At 70.9% G+C, this 18,449-nt stretch carries 17 protein-coding genes; 8 read left to right on the forward strand and 9 right to left on the reverse strand.

From position 1 onward, the window contains the following. Nucleotides 1–220: 220 nt before the first annotated feature. A complete protein-coding gene (locus tag ACTWO6_RS05415) occupies nt 221–640 on the forward strand; it encodes a DUF2267 domain-containing protein (protein WP_446218538.1) in 420 nt (139 codons plus the stop codon). 426 nt (nt 641–1,066) lie between these two features. Here the strand turns inward: ACTWO6_RS05415 and ACTWO6_RS05420 are convergent, their stop codons facing one another. Both ACTWO6_RS05420 and ACTWO6_RS05425 read right to left on the reverse strand, forming a co-directional pair. Then, on the reverse strand, nt 1,067–1,831 hold the full coding sequence (locus tag ACTWO6_RS05420; RefSeq protein ID WP_446218539.1) for a zf-HC2 domain-containing protein: 765 nt from the start codon (nt 1,829–1,831) through the stop codon (nt 1,067–1,069). Between the two features lie 75 nt (nt 1,832–1,906). Continuing rightward, on the reverse strand, nt 1,907–2,524 hold the full coding sequence (locus ACTWO6_RS05425; protein WP_446218540.1) for a sigma-70 family RNA polymerase sigma factor: 618 nt from the start codon (nt 2,522–2,524) through the stop codon (nt 1,907–1,909). Between the two features lie 211 nt (nt 2,525–2,735). On the opposite strand from ACTWO6_RS05425, the gene ACTWO6_RS05430 reads away from it, so the two are divergent. Beyond that, nucleotides 2,736–3,077: a DUF1775 domain-containing protein gene (locus tag ACTWO6_RS05430; protein WP_446218541.1), complete on the forward strand. Its 342-nt coding sequence runs from the start codon at nt 2,736–2,738 to the stop codon at nt 3,075–3,077. A gap of 75 nt (nt 3,078–3,152) precedes the next feature. Here ACTWO6_RS05430 and ACTWO6_RS05435 read toward each other — a convergent pair whose 3' ends face one another. The 4 genes from ACTWO6_RS05435 to msrB all read right to left on the reverse strand — a co-directional run bounded on the left by ACTWO6_RS05435 (nt 3,153) and on the right by msrB (nt 6,590). Continuing rightward, complete coding sequence (locus tag ACTWO6_RS05435) at nt 3,153–4,106, reverse strand: redoxin domain-containing protein (protein WP_446218542.1); 954 nt, start codon at nt 4,104–4,106, stop codon at nt 3,153–3,155. Next, a complete protein-coding gene (locus tag ACTWO6_RS05440) occupies nt 4,107–5,330 on the reverse strand; it encodes an epoxide hydrolase family protein (RefSeq protein ID WP_446218543.1) in 1,224 nt (407 codons plus the stop codon). It abuts the gene before it with no gap. A 277-nt stretch (nt 5,331–5,607) separates the two neighbouring features. Further along, complete coding sequence (gene msrA / locus ACTWO6_RS05445) at nt 5,608–6,126, reverse strand: peptide-methionine (S)-S-oxide reductase MsrA (RefSeq protein WP_446218544.1); 519 nt, start codon at nt 6,124–6,126, stop codon at nt 5,608–5,610. Continuing rightward, nucleotides 6,123–6,590, reverse strand: a complete 468-nt coding sequence (gene msrB, locus ACTWO6_RS05450; RefSeq protein WP_446218546.1) for a peptide-methionine (R)-S-oxide reductase MsrB — start codon at nt 6,588–6,590, stop codon at nt 6,123–6,125. Before msrB ends, msrA begins: the two co-directional genes overlap by 4 nt. A 382-nt stretch (nt 6,591–6,972) precedes the next feature. Between msrB and ACTWO6_RS05455 the strand changes: the two genes are divergently transcribed. After that, a complete protein-coding gene (locus ACTWO6_RS05455) occupies nt 6,973–8,796 on the forward strand; it encodes a glycoside hydrolase family 15 protein (protein ID WP_446218548.1) in 1,824 nt (607 codons plus the stop codon). Nucleotides 8,797–8,862: 66 nt separating this feature from the next. On the opposite strand, the gene ACTWO6_RS05460 is transcribed toward ACTWO6_RS05455, so the two are convergent. Together ACTWO6_RS05460 and ACTWO6_RS05465 are read right to left on the reverse strand one after the other, a co-directional pair. Then, on the reverse strand, nt 8,863–11,184 hold the full coding sequence (locus ACTWO6_RS05460; protein ID WP_446218550.1) for a DUF4153 domain-containing protein: 2,322 nt from the start codon (nt 11,182–11,184) through the stop codon (nt 8,863–8,865). Between the two features lie 228 nt (nt 11,185–11,412). Beyond that, the gene (locus tag ACTWO6_RS05465) at nt 11,413–12,618 is read right to left on the reverse strand and encodes a hypothetical protein (protein WP_446218551.1); all 1,206 of its coding nucleotides are present in this window, start codon (nt 12,616–12,618) and stop codon (nt 11,413–11,415) included. A gap of 141 nt (nt 12,619–12,759) precedes the next feature. Between ACTWO6_RS05465 and ACTWO6_RS05470 the strand changes: the two genes are divergently transcribed. Then, on the forward strand, nt 12,760–13,704 hold the full coding sequence (locus ACTWO6_RS05470) for a lytic polysaccharide monooxygenase auxiliary activity family 9 protein (protein ID WP_446218552.1): 945 nt from the start codon (nt 12,760–12,762) through the stop codon (nt 13,702–13,704). Between the two features lie 134 nt (nt 13,705–13,838). Here ACTWO6_RS05470 and mgrA read toward each other — a convergent pair whose 3' ends face one another. Next, complete coding sequence (mgrA, locus tag ACTWO6_RS05475; RefSeq protein WP_446218553.1) at nt 13,839–14,834, reverse strand: L-glyceraldehyde 3-phosphate reductase; 996 nt, start codon at nt 14,832–14,834, stop codon at nt 13,839–13,841. A 106-nt stretch (nt 14,835–14,940) separates the two neighbouring features. On the opposite strand from mgrA, the gene ACTWO6_RS05480 reads away from it, so the two are divergent. From ACTWO6_RS05480 to ACTWO6_RS05495, 4 genes are all read left to right on the forward strand, one after another. Beyond that, nucleotides 14,941–15,909 (forward strand): aldo/keto reductase, encoded by a 969-nt coding sequence (locus ACTWO6_RS05480; RefSeq protein WP_446218554.1) that lies wholly within the window; start codon nt 14,941–14,943, stop codon nt 15,907–15,909. Nucleotides 15,910–15,914: 5 nt separating this feature from the next. Then, nucleotides 15,915–16,412 (forward strand): hemerythrin domain-containing protein, encoded by a 498-nt coding sequence (locus tag ACTWO6_RS05485; RefSeq protein WP_446218555.1) that lies wholly within the window; start codon nt 15,915–15,917, stop codon nt 16,410–16,412. 82 nt (nt 16,413–16,494) lie between these two features. Then, entirely contained in the window at nt 16,495–17,778 is a 1,284-nt protein-coding gene (locus ACTWO6_RS05490; protein WP_446218556.1) for a sensor histidine kinase, read from the forward strand. Next, a complete protein-coding gene (locus ACTWO6_RS05495) occupies nt 17,775–18,425 on the forward strand; it encodes a response regulator (RefSeq protein WP_446218557.1) in 651 nt (216 codons plus the stop codon). Before ACTWO6_RS05490 ends, ACTWO6_RS05495 begins: the two co-directional genes overlap by 4 nt. Nucleotides 18,426–18,449: the final 24 nt, after the last annotated feature.

Here is an 18,449-nt window from a genome sequence, read left to right on the forward strand (position 1 = left end):
CCAGACGCCCGCCCGGCGTGCCCGCGTGGGAAAGGGGGATGATGCCGTGCAGGCCACCGAGGGCGCCAAGTTCTGGGCGGGGCTATGCGCGAAGCGGCGTCTGGCCGCACGCCCCGCAAGGCGAAGGGTCGTTTCGTCGAGGAGTCGTCCGTCCGGGCGAGGAGGCCGTTTCACCGTGAGGGGCGCGGGTAGACGGTCTCGTCGGAGAGGAGGCTTCGAGGTGAACTACGGCGAATTCGTTGAGGTTGTGGCAAGGCGTGCCGGGGTGCCGTCGGAGAAGGCCGAAGCAGTCAGCCGCGCGACATTGGAAACGTTGACCGACCGGGTCACCGCCGGTCAAGCGAGCAACATCGCCGGGCAGCTTCCGAGAGAGCTACGGCAGCATCTGCACAAGACCACCACCGCTATCGGGTCGCAGAACGCCGAGCCGTTCGAGCTGGACCAGTTTGTCGAGCGGGTGGCGAGACGCGCCGGGGTCGATGTGGCGATGGCCGACGCAGGTATGCGGGCCGTGCTCAGCACCATCGGTGAGGCCGTGAGCAAGGACGAGTTGGAGGACCTGGTTTCGCAGCTCCCGAAGGAGTTCTGGGAGATCATTCAGGCCGGCGCGGGGGTCGAGGTCAGGCCGCGCGGCGCATAGCGGCGGCTTGCCCCAGCTCCGAACAAGTGTTGTGGCAGGCCACAGCCGCATGATCGTTCCTTCATACCGAAGAGGTCGCTGGTGCCCCGCGCGACCCGTAGGACGTGCCAGATCTGTGCCAGGTCGACAGGTCATGTGGGGGGATTGACGGGGACTGACGGAGAGAGTGGATGGCTGGCCGCAGGTCAGCGCCACGCCAGGTCAGGGGGTTCGGGAGATCCCCCTGGCAGTGTGGAGGTCAGGGGTTCGAGTCCCCTCGGCTCCACCCTTAATGACCAGGGCGTCCGTCAGACATGACGGACGCCCCTTGTCGTTCCTGTTCACCCGCCCTGCCGACGGTAGAGGTCGGGCCGGTTCTACAGGCGCGGAGTGTCACGCAGGTCCTGGGACTGACCTGTCATCCATGAAGGAGCGGGGCCGTGGGTGTCACGCGGCGCGACGGTGTACAGCTTGCGCTGAGTATGGCTGCTGCTGCGGCAGCAGCCGCAGCGGGACCGATGGCTGCTCGGTGTCCTCGAGTTGGGCCCGCCACCGGGACGGCTGCGGCTGACCCTGTTGCGGTGGTGGGCCGCCGGGCCGCAGGCCGGGGCGGGACAGCAACACGGTGATCAGGTAGCCACCCAGCAGGAACCCGTGACTGACCAGCCGGGTCATCGCGACCTGCGCCGTGATCAGGTCGTTCACCGACAGCAGCACCAGGGTCGCAACGAAGACGCTGAGCATTGGCAGCAGACCGGCCGGCGGGGTCCGCCGCAGCGCCACGAGCAGGAAGCCTGCACCGACCGCCACGTTCCACGCCGCGGACTCGTGCCACAGGTGCTGTCCGGCGTGCAGGTGACCCGTGATCGCTCCCGTGCCGACCTGAGCGAGGCCAAGCACCAGTTGCACCGCGCCGAGCAGGGCCAGCACACCACGGAGCCCGGCCACCAGCCGACCGCGCCACGCCGCGGTGGGCCGCCATCGCGACCGGCGGGCCGGCGGCGGTGCGGCGGCGAGGATCGCATTGGTCAGATCGGGCAGCGACGTCACGACCTGCGTACGGGTCCGCCGGGTCACCGCGGCCGCCGCATCGAACCACCTTTGGCAGTTCTCACACGAGTCCAGGTGCTCTTCGGCCCCGGCCCGCTCCGCCGGCGTCTCCTCGCCGTCGAGTTGGGCCGACAGGATCTCCCGCCACTGCTCACACCGCATATACCGATAGTCGTTTGCCGCCCCTAGTCGGTTCCCGGCGCCGCCAGATGGGTCGAACTCTCCTACCTGCGGCCCTCAGCCGGCACGGCCTGCCCGCCGGTCGAACTGGCCCTCAACCGCGACGACCAGGTCGTCGCGGGCCCGGGCGACCCGGGAACGAATCGTCCCGACCGGGCACCCGCACACCTGCGCTGCCTCCGCGTACGACAGCCCCAGAACCTGCGTGGCGATGAACGCCTCCCGCCGCTCCGGCGACAGACCCAGCAGCAACCGGCCCAGCACCACCTCGTCCTCGAACCGCCCACCACCGGCTGGCGGCTCCCATTCGTCGAGCGGGGTCGTTCGGGGACGCGTCGCGGTCGCGCGCAGGTGGTCAGCGGCCACCCGCCGGGCGATGCCGAACAACCACGTCCGCGCCGATGACCGACCCTCGAACCGCGGCAGACTGCGCAGCGCGCGCAGGTAGGTCTCCTGCACCAGATCATCGGTGTCTGACGAACCGAGCAGGTGGTGCAGGAACCGCCAGGTCTGGTGCTGGGTCGTCCGCACGAAGGCCGCCAATGCCTGCTGGTCCCCGCGGCCCGCAGCCAGTGCCCACGCCGTGACCTGCTCGTCCTCGCCTGTCGCCACCACAACCTCCGGTCCGGTCGCCTGCCCGGGCGATACCCGATGCTGTCCGCCGCCGGCCACCATTCTCCATTACGACAAGGCGTAGTAGAACGATGTTGACTTTTGTCACAGTAGTGCGCGCGAAGGGGGCCTGTGTGCTCCCTTGATCGATTCGTCTGCGGGGAGTATGAGACCCGGTTGAAGGACGTCGGGAACTACCCGCGAGTGACGGACGACTAACAGAAGGTGCCGGAGGCGCCCGGCGCCTAGATCGAGAAAATGAGGACGCCCTGGCATGAACCGGCCCCTGCTCACGCGAGCGGCCACCATCGCCGCTACTGTCGCCGCCATCACCCTCGGGGAGGCCCTGCAGACCTACTCCGACGGCGATGTGGTGCGGTGGATCGAGGAGCCGACCAGCGGCGCTGAGCCCGAGCACCCCGCGCCCGTGCTGAAGCTGGCGAAGAAGGACGCCGCCACGCCCGCCGCCGCCCCCGTGGCCCTAGCCGCCACGAGCAACGACAGCGTCAAGGACAGCAACAACGGCACTGCCTACGGCATCGCCGGCATCCTGCTCGGCCTCGCCGGCCTCGTCGCCGGTCTGCTCGCTTACCGCCGCGCCGCACAGGCTCGCTAACCAGATCGGGTAAGGCCGAGTCGAGTAGCCACGGCGGTGCATCCTGACGGACCGCAGGGATGTCGCCAGCTCTGGCTACCCGAACGTAAATACGTACGCCTCGGCGCCGGGCTCGAGGAACGTAATCTCCAGGGTCCGTTCGCGGACCGCGTCTTGCTCGCGCACGAGCTGGTACAGGCGGCCGTCCCGGAGCAGGCCGTTCCCATTTTCGTCGACGTCGACGCCGTGTGACGGGCCCGGAGCTTCGCCGTCGAGGAGCACGCGGAAAGGGATGGGCTCCCGCGCTCCGGGAGACAGCACGAGATGCGCGTCGCGCGCGTGGAACCGGTAGGCGATGCTCCCGCCGGCCTGGTCGAGCACGACACTCTCCGACCCAATCGTCCACTCGCCGGCGAGCGCCCAGTGGTTGAAGCGCAGGCTCTCGGGGAGCTCGTAGGCGCGGCGTTCGTCGAACGCGGCGTCGTCCGGTGACGCGAAGTGCTCGCTGCGCCCGTAGCCGAGATACGTCTCGGGCGTACGCAGGTGGTCCCAGTCGGCCTCGGCCTCCACACCGAGCCCTTCGACGGGGACGAGCTCGCGCTCGATGCCGAGCAGCCGCTGGATGACGCGCTCCGATTGCTCGTAGCGTCCTTCGCCGAAGTGGTGGTCGCGAATGATTCCGTCCGCGTCGACGAAGTAGAGCGCCGGCCAGTAGTGGTTGTCGAAGGCGCTCCAGATTTCGTAGTCGTTGTCGACCGCGACCGGGTAGTCGATCCCTCGCGCCGTGATCGCCGGTCGCACCCGGTCGATCTCGTGCTCGAACGAGAACTCCGGCGTGTGGACTCCGATGACGACCAACCCGTCGTTGCGGTAGGCCTGCGACCACGCACGGACGTACGGCTCCTGGCGCAGCCAGTTGATACACGTCAGCGTCCAGAAGTTCACGAGGACGACGTGACGGCGCAACTCGGCGGGGCCGAGTGGCTCGGAGTTGAGCCACTCGGTCGCCCCGCCGAGCGAGGGCATGTGTAGACGTTCGAGGACGGTCATCTAGCGAAGCGACCGGAAGCCGGCACGAACCTCTTCGGACAGGAGTTGCGGCTGTTCCCAGGCCGCGAAGTGCCCGCCCTTGTCGAGCCTGTTGTAGTGGATGAGATTGGGATACGCCTGCTCTGCCCAACTCTTCGGTGCCTGATAGAGCTCGTCAGGAAAGACGCTCACGGCAACCGGGATGGAGACGCCCTTGGCGGCGAAGAAGGAGAGCTTGTTTTCCGCGTAGAGACGCGATGCAGAAACCCCCGTGTTCGTCAGCCAGAAGAGCGTGACGTTGTCGAGGACATCGTCACGCGTAAGGCCGACGGGTTGTCCGGCGAAGGTCCGGCAGATCAGCTCCAGGCTGGCGGCGTCATGGTCGAGCATGTAGCTCGCCAGAGCGATGGGCGAGTCCGCGAGTCCGGTCAGCGTCTCGGGGCGCCCCATCATGAGGGCGTAGGCGGCATGCTTCCAGAAGAAGTCCAACTGCTCGCAGGCGCGCTTTTCTTCTTCTGAGAGATTGGAGGGCAGCTTGCCTAGTGCCTTGTTTATCCCGGTGATGTCGGACTGGAACAGCGCGTCGATCTCGGGCGGAAAGATGCCCGGCATGTTGGTGTGAATGCCGATCAGTTCCGGAGGCGCCTGCAAACCCATGACGTCGGTGATCAGTGCGCCCCAGTCGCCGCCCTGGGCGACGAATCGCGTGTAGCCGAGGCGCTTCATCAGCTCGATCCAGGCGCGTGCGATGCGCTCGGGGCCCCAGCCGGGCTGGGTCGGCTTGCCCGAAAAACCGTAGCCGGGCATCGACGGAATCACCAGATGGAAGGCGTCCGACGCGTCCGCGCCATGCGCCGTCGGGTCGGTGAGCGGACCGACGATCTTCAGCTGCTCGATGACCGAGCCCGGCCACCCGTGCGTGACGATGAGCGGCAGCGCGTCGTCATGCTTCGATCGGACGTGGATGAAGTGGATGTCGAGCCCGTCGATCTCGGTGACGAAATTCGGTAGGGCGTTCAGCCGCGCCTCGACCTTGCGCCAGTCGTATTCCTTCTCCCAGTAGCGCGCGAGTGCCTGGATCGTCTCGAGCGGCACGCCCTGCGACTGATCTGCAACGGTCTCCTTTTCCGGCCAGCGCGTGGCCGCGATGCGCGCACGGAGCGCCTTGAGGTCCGCCTCGGGGATCTCTACCGTGAACGGTCGGATCTCTGTGGCGCGCGGTGGCGCTTCCGTCTTGACAGCCACGTGGGTCTCCGTTCGGGTTCGAGCTCATGGGAGATCGAGCGGGGTCAGGGTGCTGCCCGGACTTGAGCCAGGTCGGCAGAGGCACGCCACCCCATCTGTCCGAGCGTAGGAGGCCGTTCCCCGGGTCGCGGGCCAAACGAGCAATCCCGCACGGCCTTCCACGACGGGCCGGGCCCGCGCGAGTCATGGGCCCGAACACCACCTGGCCCGGCGCCCACACCTGGCGTGCCCGTGGGTCACTGAGTTGGTGAGACAGGCACCCTCCCGGGCTGGAGCACTAACTGGCGTTCTCCCCGCGACGGGGAAGCTTCCAGTCCGGCCGGACGTAGTGGCACGTGTAACCCGCGGGATACCGCTCCAGATAGTCCTGGTGTTCAGGCTCGGCCTCCCAGAAGGGTCCAGCAGGGCTGACCTCGGTGACCACCTTGCCGGGCCACAGGCCAGAGGCGTCGACGTCGGCGATCGTCTCTTCTGCGACGTGCCGCTGCTGGTCGTTGCTGTAGAAGATGGCTGACCGGTAGCTGGTCCCTACATCGTTGCCTTGACGATTCTTCGTTGTCGGGTCGTGGACTTGGAAGAAGAACTCGAGAAGGTCTCGGTAGGACAGTTTCTCGGGGTCGAAAACGATCTCGATCGCCTCGGCGTGGGAACCATGGTTTTGGTAAGTCGCGTTCGGCACGTCCCCGCCGGTGTATCCGACCCTGGTGGTGAGCACGCCGGCGCGTTTCCGGATGAGGTCTTGCATTCCCCAAAAGCAGCCGCCAGCCAGGATCGCCTTCTCAGTCGTGTCGGTCATCGCTTCGCTCCCCCGTCTGGGTGCTCAAACAACTTGCGATACTCGCCATAGCCTTCATGCTCGAGGTCGTCGCGCCGAATGAACCGAAATGCGGCCGAGTTCATGCAGTAGCGCAACCCGCCAGTTTCCGCGGGACCATCGTCAAACACATGGCCGAGGTGACTGTCCCCGTGCGCCGACCGGACCTCGGTGCGGATCACGCCGAGGCTCGAGTCTCGGACTTCGACCACGTTCTTCGGTTCGATCGGCATGGTAAAAGTCGGCCAGCCGGTACCGCTGTCATACTTGTTGACGGAAGCGAACAGCGGTTCGCCGGACACGATGTCGACGTAGATGCCCGGCTCCTTGTTGTCCCAATAGGCATTGTCGAAGGATGGCTCTGTCCCAGCTTCCTGAGTGACTCGGTACTGCTCCGGCGACAGCCGAGAAATTGCCTCGGGTTTTTTGTGATACTCGTGTGACACCGTTGTTCCTCTCGGGTAGGTCGTCGGCAAGAAAGGCTGTGCTCAACGGGCCTTCACACGCGTCCCGAATGCGTACCCCACCTGCGGTTTGACTAACCACGATCCCGATGAAGGCTGCTCGTCGCACCGGCACCGGCCGGCTTGAGTGACCGGGGAGGCGCGTCGCGGGCGGCCAGTATCGCCAGCAGGTCGCGAAGCGGTAGTGCAGCCGCCGAAGTTGAAGCCGGAAAGCCGCAGCGTCGTCTGCATGGATGCCCGGATGCGGGAGAGCGGCGAGCAACACACTGGGACGCTGCTTTCGAGGCAGGCCTGCAGCAGATGGTGTGCCCCGCCTGCCTGCGGGTAGTCGCCGCAGTCGGTGCGGCGAAGGCGGGGAGGTCTGGTGGATTCGTACCCTGCCGTGGAGGGCCACGGCTTGATCGGCGACCTGCAGACCGCGGCGCTGGTGAGCAGCGACGGGACGTTGGACTGGTTCTGCGCTCCCCGCTTCGACTCGCCGAGCATCTTCGGTGGCCTGCTCGATCGGCACAAGGGTGGGTACTTCCAGGTTTCGCCCGTCGGGGTCGACTACCGGAGCAAACAGCTGTATGTGCCTGGAACGCCTATCCTGATTACCCGCTTTCTCAGCGCGGACGGCGTGGGTGAACTCGTGGATTTCATGCCCGTTGCGGGAGATTGCGCCACAGACCGGCACCGCTTGGTCCGCGTGATCCGGATCGTCCGCGGCACGATGCGGTTCCGCGTCGAGTGCCAACCGCGGTTCAACTACGGGCGCGATCCGCACGAACTCGAGGAGTATCCGGACGGCGTCGTCTACCGCACTCCCAGCCTCACCCTCACCCTGAACCACGTCCGCGACGTCGAGATCGGGGTCGACTACATCCGGCGTACCAGCGAGGGCGTGTCTGCGATCGGCACGTTCCGAGAGGGCGAAATCGGTGGCGTCGTGCTGGAAACAGCGTCGCCTGACCCGCCACGCGTGCTCAGTTCGGGTGAGGTGTGCGAGATGCTCGAGCAGACCAGCGACTTCTGGCGGCGTTGGCTCGACCGCTCCCACTACGCCGGTCGGTGGCGGGAGATGGTCGAGCGGTCCGCGATGACGCTCAAGCTGATGACGTACGCCCCGACCGGCGCGCTGATCGCCGCCCCCACCGCCGGACTGCCCGAGCAGATCGGCGGCGAGCGCAACTGGGACTACCGCTACACCTGGATCCGGGACGCGTCCTTCTCCGTGCACGCGCTGCTCGGACTGGGCTTTACGGACGAGGCCGGCCGCTATCTGGCGTGGCTCAACGACCGCATCCGCGACTCGGCGGCTGCCGGCGTGCCGCTCCAGGTCATGTACCGGGTCGACGGCTCACCCGATCTCACCGAGGAGGTGCTCGACCACTTCGAGGGATACCGCGGATCCAGCCCGGTGCGCGTGGGCAACGGCGCGGCCGACCAACTGCAACTCGACATCTACGGTGAGGCGATGACCGCGCTGTACCTCGCGGACTGCCACGGGTTTCAGGGCTCATACCAGGGGTGGCTGAACGTGCGGCGACAGACTGACTGGCTCTGCGACCACTGGGACCAACCCGAGGACGGGATCTGGGAGACCCGCGCCGGCCGGCAGGACTTCACCTATGGGCGACTGATGTCCTGGGTGGCACTCGACCGCGTCATCCGTCTCGCCCACCGCCATGGCCGGCCGGCCGACACCACCCGCTGGGCGAACGCCCGCAACGACATCTTCGAACAGATCATGGCGCGCGGCTTCCACCCCGGACGCGGTGCCTTCGTGCAGCACTACGCGACCGACGTCCTGGACGCGGCGCTGCTCACCATGCCCGGCGTCGGATTCGTGTCGCCGGCCGACCCGATGTGGCAGTCGACCCTGCGGGCCATGGACGCCGAGCTCGTCTCCGACAGCCTCGTCTACCGGTACGAGCCGGCCGCCTCACCCGACGGCCTGCGCGGCAGCGAGGGCACCTTCAGCATGTGCACGTTCTGGTACGTCCGGGCGCTCGCGCACTCCGGTCGGCTCGACGAAGCCCGACTGATCTTCGAGAAGATGCTCACGTACAGCAGCGACCTCGGCCTCTACTCGGAGGAGATCGCGCCCACCGGCGAGCAGGTCGGCAACTTTCCGCAGGCGTTCAGCCACCTCTCGCTGATCAGCACCGCCGTCAACCTCGACCGACTCCTCGACGACCGCCCCTGACGCGAAACGCCCTGGATCGGGAGCTGATCCCGGTCCAGGGCGTTCCTCGTCCCCGCCCGACGGGCGTCAGCGCGTACGGCGGCTCTTGGGCAGGTCGAACTGATCCGCCGCCCGGCAGTCCCGCGGCCCGCCGACGGCGTCCTTCCCGATCCGGTCGAGGGCCTGACGGGCCCGGTACCGGCCCAGGTTCCAGGCGTACCAGGGGTCGGGCTCGGCCAGGTCGTCGTCGACCCAGCTCAGCGTGCACCGACGTACCGGGTCGGGGAGCTTCGTCAGGGCCGGCGTGGCGTCGGCGGAGAGCGCCCGCAGGTACCAGGCGTCGATCTTGCCGGTCTGCTTGTACCGGGCGATGTTGCGCTGGGCGGCGTAGTCCTCCGGGTTGAGCACGGCCAGGCTGAGCAGCATCACCACGGCCAGCCCCACGGTCGCGCCGGGGATCCACCGGCCTCGCCAGCGGATCCCGGCGGCCAGGATCATCAGGAAGACCGCCCCGAGCAGCAGCTCGAACGCCATCACGAAGATCCGCTCGCCGGTGAAGCTGTAGACCTTCTGGTATGTGTACATGCGCGACAGCGCCGACACCACGATCACCACGCTGAGCGCGCTGAGCAGGCCGAGCAGGACGCGCAGCGCGGTGCGCTCGGCCTTGCGCTCCCGGCTGGCCCAGCGGCTCACCGCACCGAGCACCGCCAGGGTCAGCAGGGTGACGAAGAGCAGCTGCCAGAAGCCGCTTCGGGCGTACTCGGAGTAGCTGAGGCCGGCGACCTTCTGGACGTGCCGTTGGCCGCCGAAGAGCACGGTGAACTGCACGACGACGAAGCCGGCGAAGAGCAGCGTCAACGCGCCGATGGCCGGGCCCCACTCCAGCAGGCCGAGGTTGCGGCTGCTCGGCTTGTCCACGGTGGAGAGGTCCGGCGGGGCGGCCAGCGTGTAGACGGCGGCGACCGCGATCAGCGCGCCCAGCCCGGCCAGGAAGATCCAGCGGAACACCGTACCGATGTTGATCTCCGGGACGATCGCGCCGAGGACCTCGGAGAAGGCCGCGTCGGCCGAGGAGAGCAGGGTGCCGAAGACCAGCAGCACCACCGCGGTCGCGACGACCGAACCGGCGACCCGGCGGACCATGCCCGTGTCCGGGGAGGCCGTGATGTGCCGGCGTACCCAGGGCAGGCCGCGGAGCGCCGCGAACGGCGCGGCCACCAGGCTGAACAGGATCGAGCGGACCAGCCGGCCGCCCACGATGGCCAGCGTCGCGCAGGCGAGCGCGCCGAGGACGCAGAACGTCACCAGCCACCAGGCGTTGCGGAAGGCGAGGACGGAGAGCAGCGCCAGGGCCGCCACCGCCCAGCCGCCACGGATCAGACGTTCGGTGCGGGGCAGCTCGGCGGTGCCCCGCCGGACCGCGGCGACCACGCCGACGGTCAGCACGAGCCAGCCGAGGAACCAGCCGATGCCCGTCCGGCTCAGCGGAACGAAGAACGCGATCCCGAGCGCGCCGGCGACCACCGCGAGCGGGGTGGCCCGGCCGGTGGCCGGCTTCGGCCCCGGCCACCGGGCGCCGAGGAACGAGGTCCGGGGCGTCGACGGGCGGGGCGTCCAGGCCGCGCCCGGCTGCGGCGGGAAGGTCGCCCAGGGCGGCGCCGGCTGCGCGCCGTACGGCGGCATCGGGGCCCCGGGGACGGCGTGCGGCTGCGGCGCGGCCCCGCCCGGGACGGGACGCTGCTGCGGCACGGTCGGCGCGGGCCCGGACGGCGTCGCGCCGGCGGCCGTCGGCGTCGCGGGCTGCGTCGAACCGGGAGATGTCGGTGCGGGCGCGGAGGGGTCCGCGTCGCCCGAGCCCGCCGCCGCGCTGACGGCGGTGGGCTGCGCAGACGCGCCGGTGGCGGGCGAGGAGCCCTCGGCCGTGGCCGTTTCCGGGCCGTTCGTGCCGGTCTGCTCGGCCGAGCCGTCCGCGCCCGCTGCCGGGGCACCAGGGGTCGGGCGGTCGGCTTCGGCGACGCCCGCAGGCACGGACGCCTCCGGCCCGACCGGCGCCGGCGCGGCGACCTGGGTCGCACCGGGCGTCACGATCTGCGCGGGGATCACCCGGGCCGGAGCGCCCGCCGCGGCCTGCTGGGCGACGGGGACCGGGGCGGCCGGCCCCTCGGCCGCGGGGGCCGGCACCAGCGGCAGAAAAACGGCGTATCCGTTGGTGCCGGCCGGGACGGTGACCGGGATCGCCCAGGCCGGCTGGCCCTCCTGGCCGGGCCACACCAGCCCCGGCGGCGCCCCGTCGGTGGTGGGCATGACGAGCAGGTAGGGCGTGGCGTCGGCGGGGACGCCGCCCTCCGAAGGCCCGGCCGCCGCGGCGGTCCGGGGAGAATCTGGCGCCGATGACGGCTCGGGCACGGCACGCTCCTTGGATCACAGGGTGCCGTCACTGTAGGTGCAAGCCCGCCCCGCCCGCCGCCCCGTGAGCGGACCGTCCTGCGTGGTCCGACCGGTCAGCAGATCCGGGGCGGTGACGCCGTCCGCGCCGTGGCGCTCGACGGCGTTGAGGTCGGCGATCGTGGTGGCGGCGATGTTGCGGGTCGGGGCCGGGCATGCCGAGCTGCTCCGAGCACTCGGTCGGATCGCTCAGCCCACGACGGTGGTCTCGCCGGCCACGTCGTTCGTCCGGTCCGGGTCGTATTCGCTGCCGGTCACCCGGGCCTGGTTGGTCACCGTGCCCGGGCCATGGGGCCGCAGGTCGACCGCCACGGTCGCGCTCGCTCCGCCGGCGAGCGTGCCGAGGTCGCATTCCACCTGGCCGGCGCCGGGCGAGCCGCAGCCGCCCTGCGAGGCGTCGACGGAGAGCAGCGTGAGCCCACCGGGCACTGTCGTCGACCACTCGTGGACGAGGTGGGCGGCGGACGGCGACGGGCCGTGGTTGGTGACGGTCAGCGTGTAGGTGAGCGGCCGGCCGGGCGGGGTCGGGTCGGCGGATTCGCCGATCGTCACGGCCAGGTCCGCGGCGGGCAGGACGGTGACCGTGACGGCCGCGGCGTTGTTCGTCGGTTGCGGGTCCGGCTGGTCCGCGCTGATCAAGCCGGAGATCGTCCAGGTCCCCGGCGCGGACGCGGTCACCCCGATCGGCGCGACGGCCCCCGTCGACGGGGGCAGCTCCGTCGGTCCGAGGGTGCAGACGGGGTCGGCCCCGTCCGGGACGCAGGACGCGCTGGAGTGGATCGAGAGGCCGGCCGGAATCCGCAGCCGTGCGGTCACGCCGGTCGCGGTGGCCGGACCCGCGTTGGACATCGTCGCGGAGATGAAGAACAACGTCCCCGCGTGGACGGGACCGTACGGCCCGTTCAGCTGGAGCGCGACGTCGGCCTCGGTCGGCGCCGTCACCGTCGTGGTCGCCGTCCGGGCGTTGTCGGACGGGTCCCTGTCGGGTTCCGCGGCGGACACCGTGAAGGTCATCGAGAGCGTGCCGGCCACGGTCGGCGTGACCTGGATGATCAACGGGGACACCATCCCGCTCGCACCCAACGTCGCCAGGTCGCAGGTCACCAGGGTCGTCGTCGCGCCGCACCGGTCGTCCCAGTCCAGCGGCCGGAAGGACACCCCGGCGGGCAGCGGGGCGGTCAGCCGCGTGCCGGTCGCCGTACCGGGGCCACGGTTTCCCACGGCGACCGTGTAGGAGACGTTCGAGCCGGCGAGCACCGGATCGGGACTGTCGCTGACGTCCGAGACGAACAGGTCCACCCGCTCCGCCGCGTGGGCCGGGGCGGCGGGGACGACGAAAGAGACGAGGCCGAGCAGAAGAGCGGGCAGGAGTCGGGTGCGGGCGAAGCGGGACATCGGCATCTCCTCTGCCCAGCCCTCGACGACGAGGACTTCCGAACGTATCCAGTCAGGGAAATGTACCGCTGCCCGGACCGCTCGTCGCCCCGTCGAACTGTTGACCTCGCGTGCCCGTACCAGTGGGCGGAGGTCGATCACATGGCCGTATGCCGAATCCTCGCCGCCGTCGCGGCCGCCGCCGCGACGCTGCTGCTCACCGCCGCGCCCGCCGCCGCGCACGGCGCACCGACCAATCCGCTCAGCCGGGCGGCGGCCTGCGGCCCGGAGGGCGGTCACGCGGCGACGCCGGCCTGCCGCGCGGCGATCGCGGCCGGTGCCGCGGTGCGGGAGTGGGACAACATCCGGGTCGCCCGGATCGACGGCCGGGACCGGGAGCGGATCCCCGACGGCGAGCTGTGCAGCGGCGGGCTCTCCGCGTACCGGGGGCTGGACCTGCCACGCACCGACTGGCCGGCGACGACGCTGACCTCCGGTGGCCGGTACACGTTCCGGTACCGGACCACGATCCCGCACCGGGGCACGTTCCGGCTCTACGCCACCACCGCCTCCTACGACCCGAGCCGACGGCTGACCTGGGCCGACCTCGACCCGCGGCCGTTCCTGACGGTCACCGACCCGCCGCTGCGGGCCGGCGCGTACCAGATGCCGGGGCGGCTGCCCGCGGACCGCAGCGGCCGGCACCTGATCTACATCATCTGGCAGAACTCCGACACCCAGGACACCTACTACTCCTGCTCCGACGTGGTGTTCCGGTCGTCCTCCGGCGCCGCGTCCGGTGCCCGTGGCGGCCCGTCGGCCAGCCCGGCCGCCGCCGCCACGAAGCGGGCCGCCCCGCGTACCGTCCCGCCGGCCGCCACGCCAAGCGGCGCGGCCGGCGTCCCGGCAGCGGAGGCCGGGGTGCCGGTGGCCTCGGTGACCGACCTCGGCGGTGTCCGCTGGCCGCTGGTGGTCGGGGCCGCCGCCGCGGTCACCGCGCTGCTGGCCGCCACCGTCGGGATCCGGCTGCGCCGGGCCGGCAGCGTGCCGGTCGGCCGTCCCTGCGGGGTACGCAACCACCGCGCCGGCCGCCGCCGGATCTGGTGAGCCCGGTCAGTCCCCGGAGAAGCCCCAGAAGTGCAGCTCGGCCGGGTCGCCCTCGGCGTCGTGCAGCACCGCGCAAAGACCCGTCCACCGTTGGCGCACCAGATCCCGGTCGAGGAAGGGCAGGTGAGCGCGGGTCAGCCCAGGTGGTGGTCGATCTCGGCCAGCTCCTCGGCGGTGAAGTCGAGGTTGTCCAGCGCGGCCACGTTCCCCTCCAACTGGGCCACGCTGCTCGCGCCGATGATCAGGCTGGTCATCCGCGGGTCGCGCAGCGCCCAGGCCAGCGCCAGCTGGGCCAGCGACTGGCCGCGCCGCTCGGCGATCGCGGCGAGCGACCGGATGGTGGCCATCTTCTCCGCGCTGAGGTCGCTCTCGTTGAGGAAGACGCTGGTGCGGACCCGGGAGTCCTCGGGGATGCCGCCCAGGTAGCGGTCGGTGAGCAGGCCCTGCGCGAGCGGGCTGTACGCGATGCAGCCGGCGCCGACCTTCTCCAGCGTGTCGAGCAGGCCGTCGTCCTCCGTCCAGCGGTTGAGCATCGAGTACGACGGCTGGTTGATCAGCAGGGGCGTACCCAGGTCGCGCAGGACCGCCGCGGCCCGGGCGGTCTGCTCGGAGTTGTAGTTGGAGATACCGACGTAGAGCGCCTTGCCGGAGCGGACGATGGCGTCGAGCGCGCCCATCGTCTCCTCCAGCGGAGTGTCCGGGTCGAACCGGTGGGAGTAGAAGACGTCGACGTAGTCGAGGCCCATCCGGCGCAGCGACTGGTCCAGCGAGGAGATCAGGTACTTGCGGGAGCCCCACTCGCCGTACGGGCCGGGCCACATCAGATATCCGGCCTTGCTGGAGACGACCAGCTCGTCCCGGTACGGCTTGAGGTCGGTGGCGAGCAGCCGGCCGAAGTTCTCCTCCGCCGAGCCGGGCGGCGGGCCGTAGTTGTTGGCCAGGTCGAAGTGGGTGATGCCGAGGTCGAAGGCGCGCCGGACGATGTCCCGCTGCCGCTCGAACGGCCGGTCCGGCCCGAAGTTGTGCCACAGCCCGAGCGAGATGGCGGGCAGCCGGAGCCCGCTGCGCCCGCTCCGCCGGTAGGTCATCGTGTCGTAGCGCTCATCGGCGGCAAGGTAGGTCACGATCACGACCCTAGTCCCGCCCGCACGGTGCGGCGCTCAGAGGTCGTGGCGGAGGCGGGGACCGGTCGCGGAACGGGCGTGCCGACCCGCCCTGCGGGGTAGCTTCGAGGCCATGCGCTTCGTCCAGCTCGACACGCCCAAGCCGATCTCGAAGATCGGCCTCGGCACCTGGCAGTTCGGGTCGAAGGAGTGGGGCTACGGCCCCGACTTCGAGCGCCGGGCGGCGGAGATCGTCCGGCGGGCGCTGGAGCTGGGCGTCACCCTCTTCGACACCGCCGAGCTGTACGGGTTCGGCCGCAGCGAGCGGATCCTCGGCGCGGCGCTCGGCGACGACCGGGCCAAGGTCGTGGTGGCCAGCAAGATCTTCCCGGTGCTGCCGATCGCCGCGGTGGTCCAGCAGCGCGCGGTCGCCTCCGCCGCCCGGCTCGGGGTCGGCAGCATCGACCTCTACCAGGTGCACCAGCCCAACCCGGTGGTCGCCGACACCACCACCATGCGCGGCATGCGCGCCCTGCAGGACGTCGGGCTGGTCGGCGAGGTCGGGGTCAGCAACTACAACCTGCGCCGCTGGCGGTTCGCCGAGGCCGCGCTGGGCCGCCGGGTGCTGAGCAACCAGGTCCGCTACAGCATGGTCGACCGCGGCCCCGAGGAGGACCTGATCCCGTACGCGGAGCAGGCCGGCCGGATCGTCATCGCGTACAGCCCGCTGGGGCAGGGCTTCCTCTCCGGCCGGTACGACGCGAAGAATCCGCCGAGCGGGGCGATACGCCGGGCCAACGCGTACTTCCTGCCGGAGAACCTGGAGCGCGGTGCCGCGCTGATCGCCACGCTGCGCGAGGTCGCCGACGCCCACGACGCCACCCCCAGCCAGATCGCCCTGGCCTACCTGCTGCGTCACCCCAACGTGGTGGCCATCCCCGGCGCGTCCGGCGTGGAGCAGATGGAACGCAACGCGGCCGCCGCCGAGATCGACCTGACCGACGACGAGTACGCCGCCCTGGCCACCGAGGCCCGACAGTTCCGCCCGATCACCGGGCTGGCCGCGGTGCCGAAGCTGGTCCGCGCCCGTACCGGAAGGTGACCACGATGGACGACATCACCGCCCTCATCCTCGACGACCACGCCGCCTTCCGGCGCGGCTTCGCCCGGCTCGACGACGCCCGGGACGACGCCGAGCTGCTCGCGGTCTGGGACGCGCTCGCGCTGCACCTGGACATCCACGCCGAGGCGGAGGAGATGATCCTCTACCCGCACCTGGTCAAGCACGGCGACGACGGCGAGGACGAGACCTCCGACGCGATCGGCGACCACAACAAGATCCGGGACGCGATCGCCGAGTCGAAGCTGCACCCGGTCGGCTCGGACGAGTGGTGGGCGGCGGTGTGGACGGCCCGCCGGGAGAACAGCGAGCACCTGTCCGAGGAGGAGGACGAGGCGCTGCCCGACTTCCGCCGGCACGCCAGCGCCGAGCTGCGGGCGGAGCTGGGGTCGCGCTGGCTGAAGTTCTACGGCGAGCACAAGAACGGCCGCAACCTGCGCTTCCAGGACAAGGACCCGGAGAAGTACGTCGACGAGCACCACTGAGCGCTCCCCGGACGCCCCGGTGGGCGGCGATCTCCCCGATGTGGGGGAGCCGGCGGGCGCCCGTCGGCGGGAGAATGGCCCGGTGACTCCCCGGGAGGTGCTGGGGCCGCTGGTTCGCGGCAGCACGTGGCGACGGGCCGTGTTCCTGCTGCTCGGCGGGGTGCTCGTGCTGCCGTACGCGCTGCTCGCTGCGGCCTTCGCCCAGTTGCTGGCCAACGACGACGTACCCCGCCCGGCGGGTGCGGGGTTGCTGCTGGTGGGCGCGGTGCTCGCGGCCGTGCCGGTCTTCCTGGCCGGCAGCCGGGCGCTGGAGATCGCCGCCGCCCGGGCGCTGCTCGCGGTCGACCTGCCGGAGCCGGCGGCGGGCTGGCGGATCGACCGGGAGACCCGGCTGCGTTCCGCGCTCTGGATCGCCCTGCACCTGGTCACCGGAGGCCTGGTGCTCTTCGCGGCGATCAGCGCGTTCCCCATGGCGCTGGTCTTCATCGCCCAGCAGTTCGGCCTCGACGTCGGGGCGGCGGACGTCGACGGGCTCGGTCCGCTGGCCGGTCAGGACCCGCGCTGGATGACCCTGACCGGGGTGGTGCTGCTGGTCGGGCTCGGGTACGCCGTCGCCGGGCTGGGCGCGCTCGCCGCGTCGATGGCGCCGGTGCTGCTCGGCCCGTCCCAGGGGGAGCGGCTCGCCGCCCTGGAGGCCAGGGCCACCCGACTGGCCGAGCGGAACCGGCTCGCCCGGGAACTGCACGACTCCGTCGGGCACGCCCTGACAGTGGCGACGCTCCAGGCCGGCGCCGCCCGGGAGCTGCTCGACGTCGACCCGGAGTTCGCCCGCCGGGCGCTCACCGCGATCGAGGAGACCAGCCGGCACGCGATGGACGACCTGGACCACGTGCTCGGGCTGCTCCGGGAGACCGAGGCAGGGGCGCGGGTACCGGCCGGCACCGCGCCGCAGCGCACCCTGACCGAGCTGGACCGGCTGGTCGCCGACACGCGGGCCACCGGGCTGGCGGTCCACGCGCGGGTCAGCGGGGCGCTCGCCGACCTGCCGGCGGCGGTGTCCCGGGAGGGGTACCGGATCGTCCAGGAGGGGCTGACCAACGCCGCCCGGTACGGCCGTGGCCCGGTGACGCTGCGGGTCGACGTACCCCCGGACGGTCTGGAGATCGAGCTGGTCAATAGCCTCGCCGGCGCGACCGGGCCGCCACGCGACGGACGTGGCCTCGCCGCGTCCCACGGCGGCGGGCGCGGCCTGGACGGCATGCGGGAACGGGTGCTGCTGCTCGGCGGCCGGATCACCGCCGGGCCGGCGGACGGACGGTGGCTGGTCCGGGTCCAGCTGCCGACACCGAGGGGCGAACCGCGATGACCACGGACGTCCTGATCGTCGACGACGACGAGCTGATCCGGGTCGGGCTGCGAGCGATCATCGACGCCCAGCCCGACCTGCGGGTGGTCGGGGAGGGCGCCGACGGCGCCGAGGTGCCGCCGCTGGTGGCGAAGCTGCGCCCGCGGGTGGTGCTGATGGACGTCCGGATGCCGGCCATCGACGGCATCCAGGCCACCCGGCAGCTGCTCGCCACCTCGGCCGACCCGCCCCGGGTCCTGGTGATCACCACCTTCGCCAACGACGAGTACGTCTACGACGCGCTGCGCGCCGGGGCCAGTGGCTTCCTGCTCAAGCGGGCCCGCCCGACCGAGGTGGTGGAGGCGATCCGGGTGGTGGCGGCCGGTGAGTCGCTGCTCTTCCCGGCGGCGATCCGGCAGCTAGTCGGCGCGTACGGCGGGCGGGGCGGCGACGGGCTGCGCTCCGCCCGGCTCACCGAGCGGGAGGCGGAGGTGCTCCGGCTGATGGCCACCGGCCTGTCCAACACCGAGATCGCCGCGCACCTGGTGGTCGGGGCCGAGACGGTGAAGACGCACGTCGGTAACGTGCTGGCCAAGCTCGGCGTCCGGGACCGCACCCAGGCGGTCATCGCCGCGTACGAGTCCGGTTTCGTCGTCCCCTCCGGCTGAGCGGCCCGGGCGGGTTGAGCCGTC

Source organism: Micromonospora sp. IBHARD004, assembly GCF_052814115.1.

Excerpts from the sequence above, each read along its gene's own strand:
- ACTWO6_RS05465 (WP_446218551.1), bottom strand. The coding sequence starts at position 12,618 with ATGTCCCGCTTCGCCCGCACCCGACTCCTGCCCGCTCTTCTGCTCGGC.
- ACTWO6_RS05435 (WP_446218542.1), bottom strand. The coding sequence starts at position 4,106 with ATGACCGTCCTCGAACGTCTACACATGCCCTCGCTCGGCGGGGCGACC.
- ACTWO6_RS05480 (WP_446218554.1), top strand. The coding sequence starts at position 14,941 with ATGCGCTTCGTCCAGCTCGACACGCCCAAGCCGATCTCGAAGATCGGC.
- ACTWO6_RS05495 (WP_446218557.1), top strand. The coding sequence starts at position 17,775 with ATGACCACGGACGTCCTGATCGTCGACGACGACGAGCTGATCCGGGTC.
- ACTWO6_RS05470 (WP_446218552.1), top strand. The coding sequence starts at position 12,760 with ATGGCCGTATGCCGAATCCTCGCCGCCGTCGCGGCCGCCGCCGCGACG.
- ACTWO6_RS05430 (WP_446218541.1), top strand. The coding sequence starts at position 2,736 with ATGAACCGGCCCCTGCTCACGCGAGCGGCCACCATCGCCGCTACTGTC.
- ACTWO6_RS05485 (WP_446218555.1), top strand. The coding sequence starts at position 15,915 with ATGGACGACATCACCGCCCTCATCCTCGACGACCACGCCGCCTTCCGG.
- ACTWO6_RS05425 (WP_446218540.1), bottom strand. The coding sequence starts at position 2,524 with ATGGTGGCCGGCGGCGGACAGCATCGGGTATCGCCCGGGCAGGCGACC.
- msrA (WP_446218544.1), bottom strand. The coding sequence starts at position 6,126 with ATGACCGACACGACTGAGAAGGCGATCCTGGCTGGCGGCTGCTTTTGG.
- ACTWO6_RS05420 (WP_446218539.1), bottom strand. The coding sequence starts at position 1,831 with ATGCGGTGTGAGCAGTGGCGGGAGATCCTGTCGGCCCAACTCGACGGC.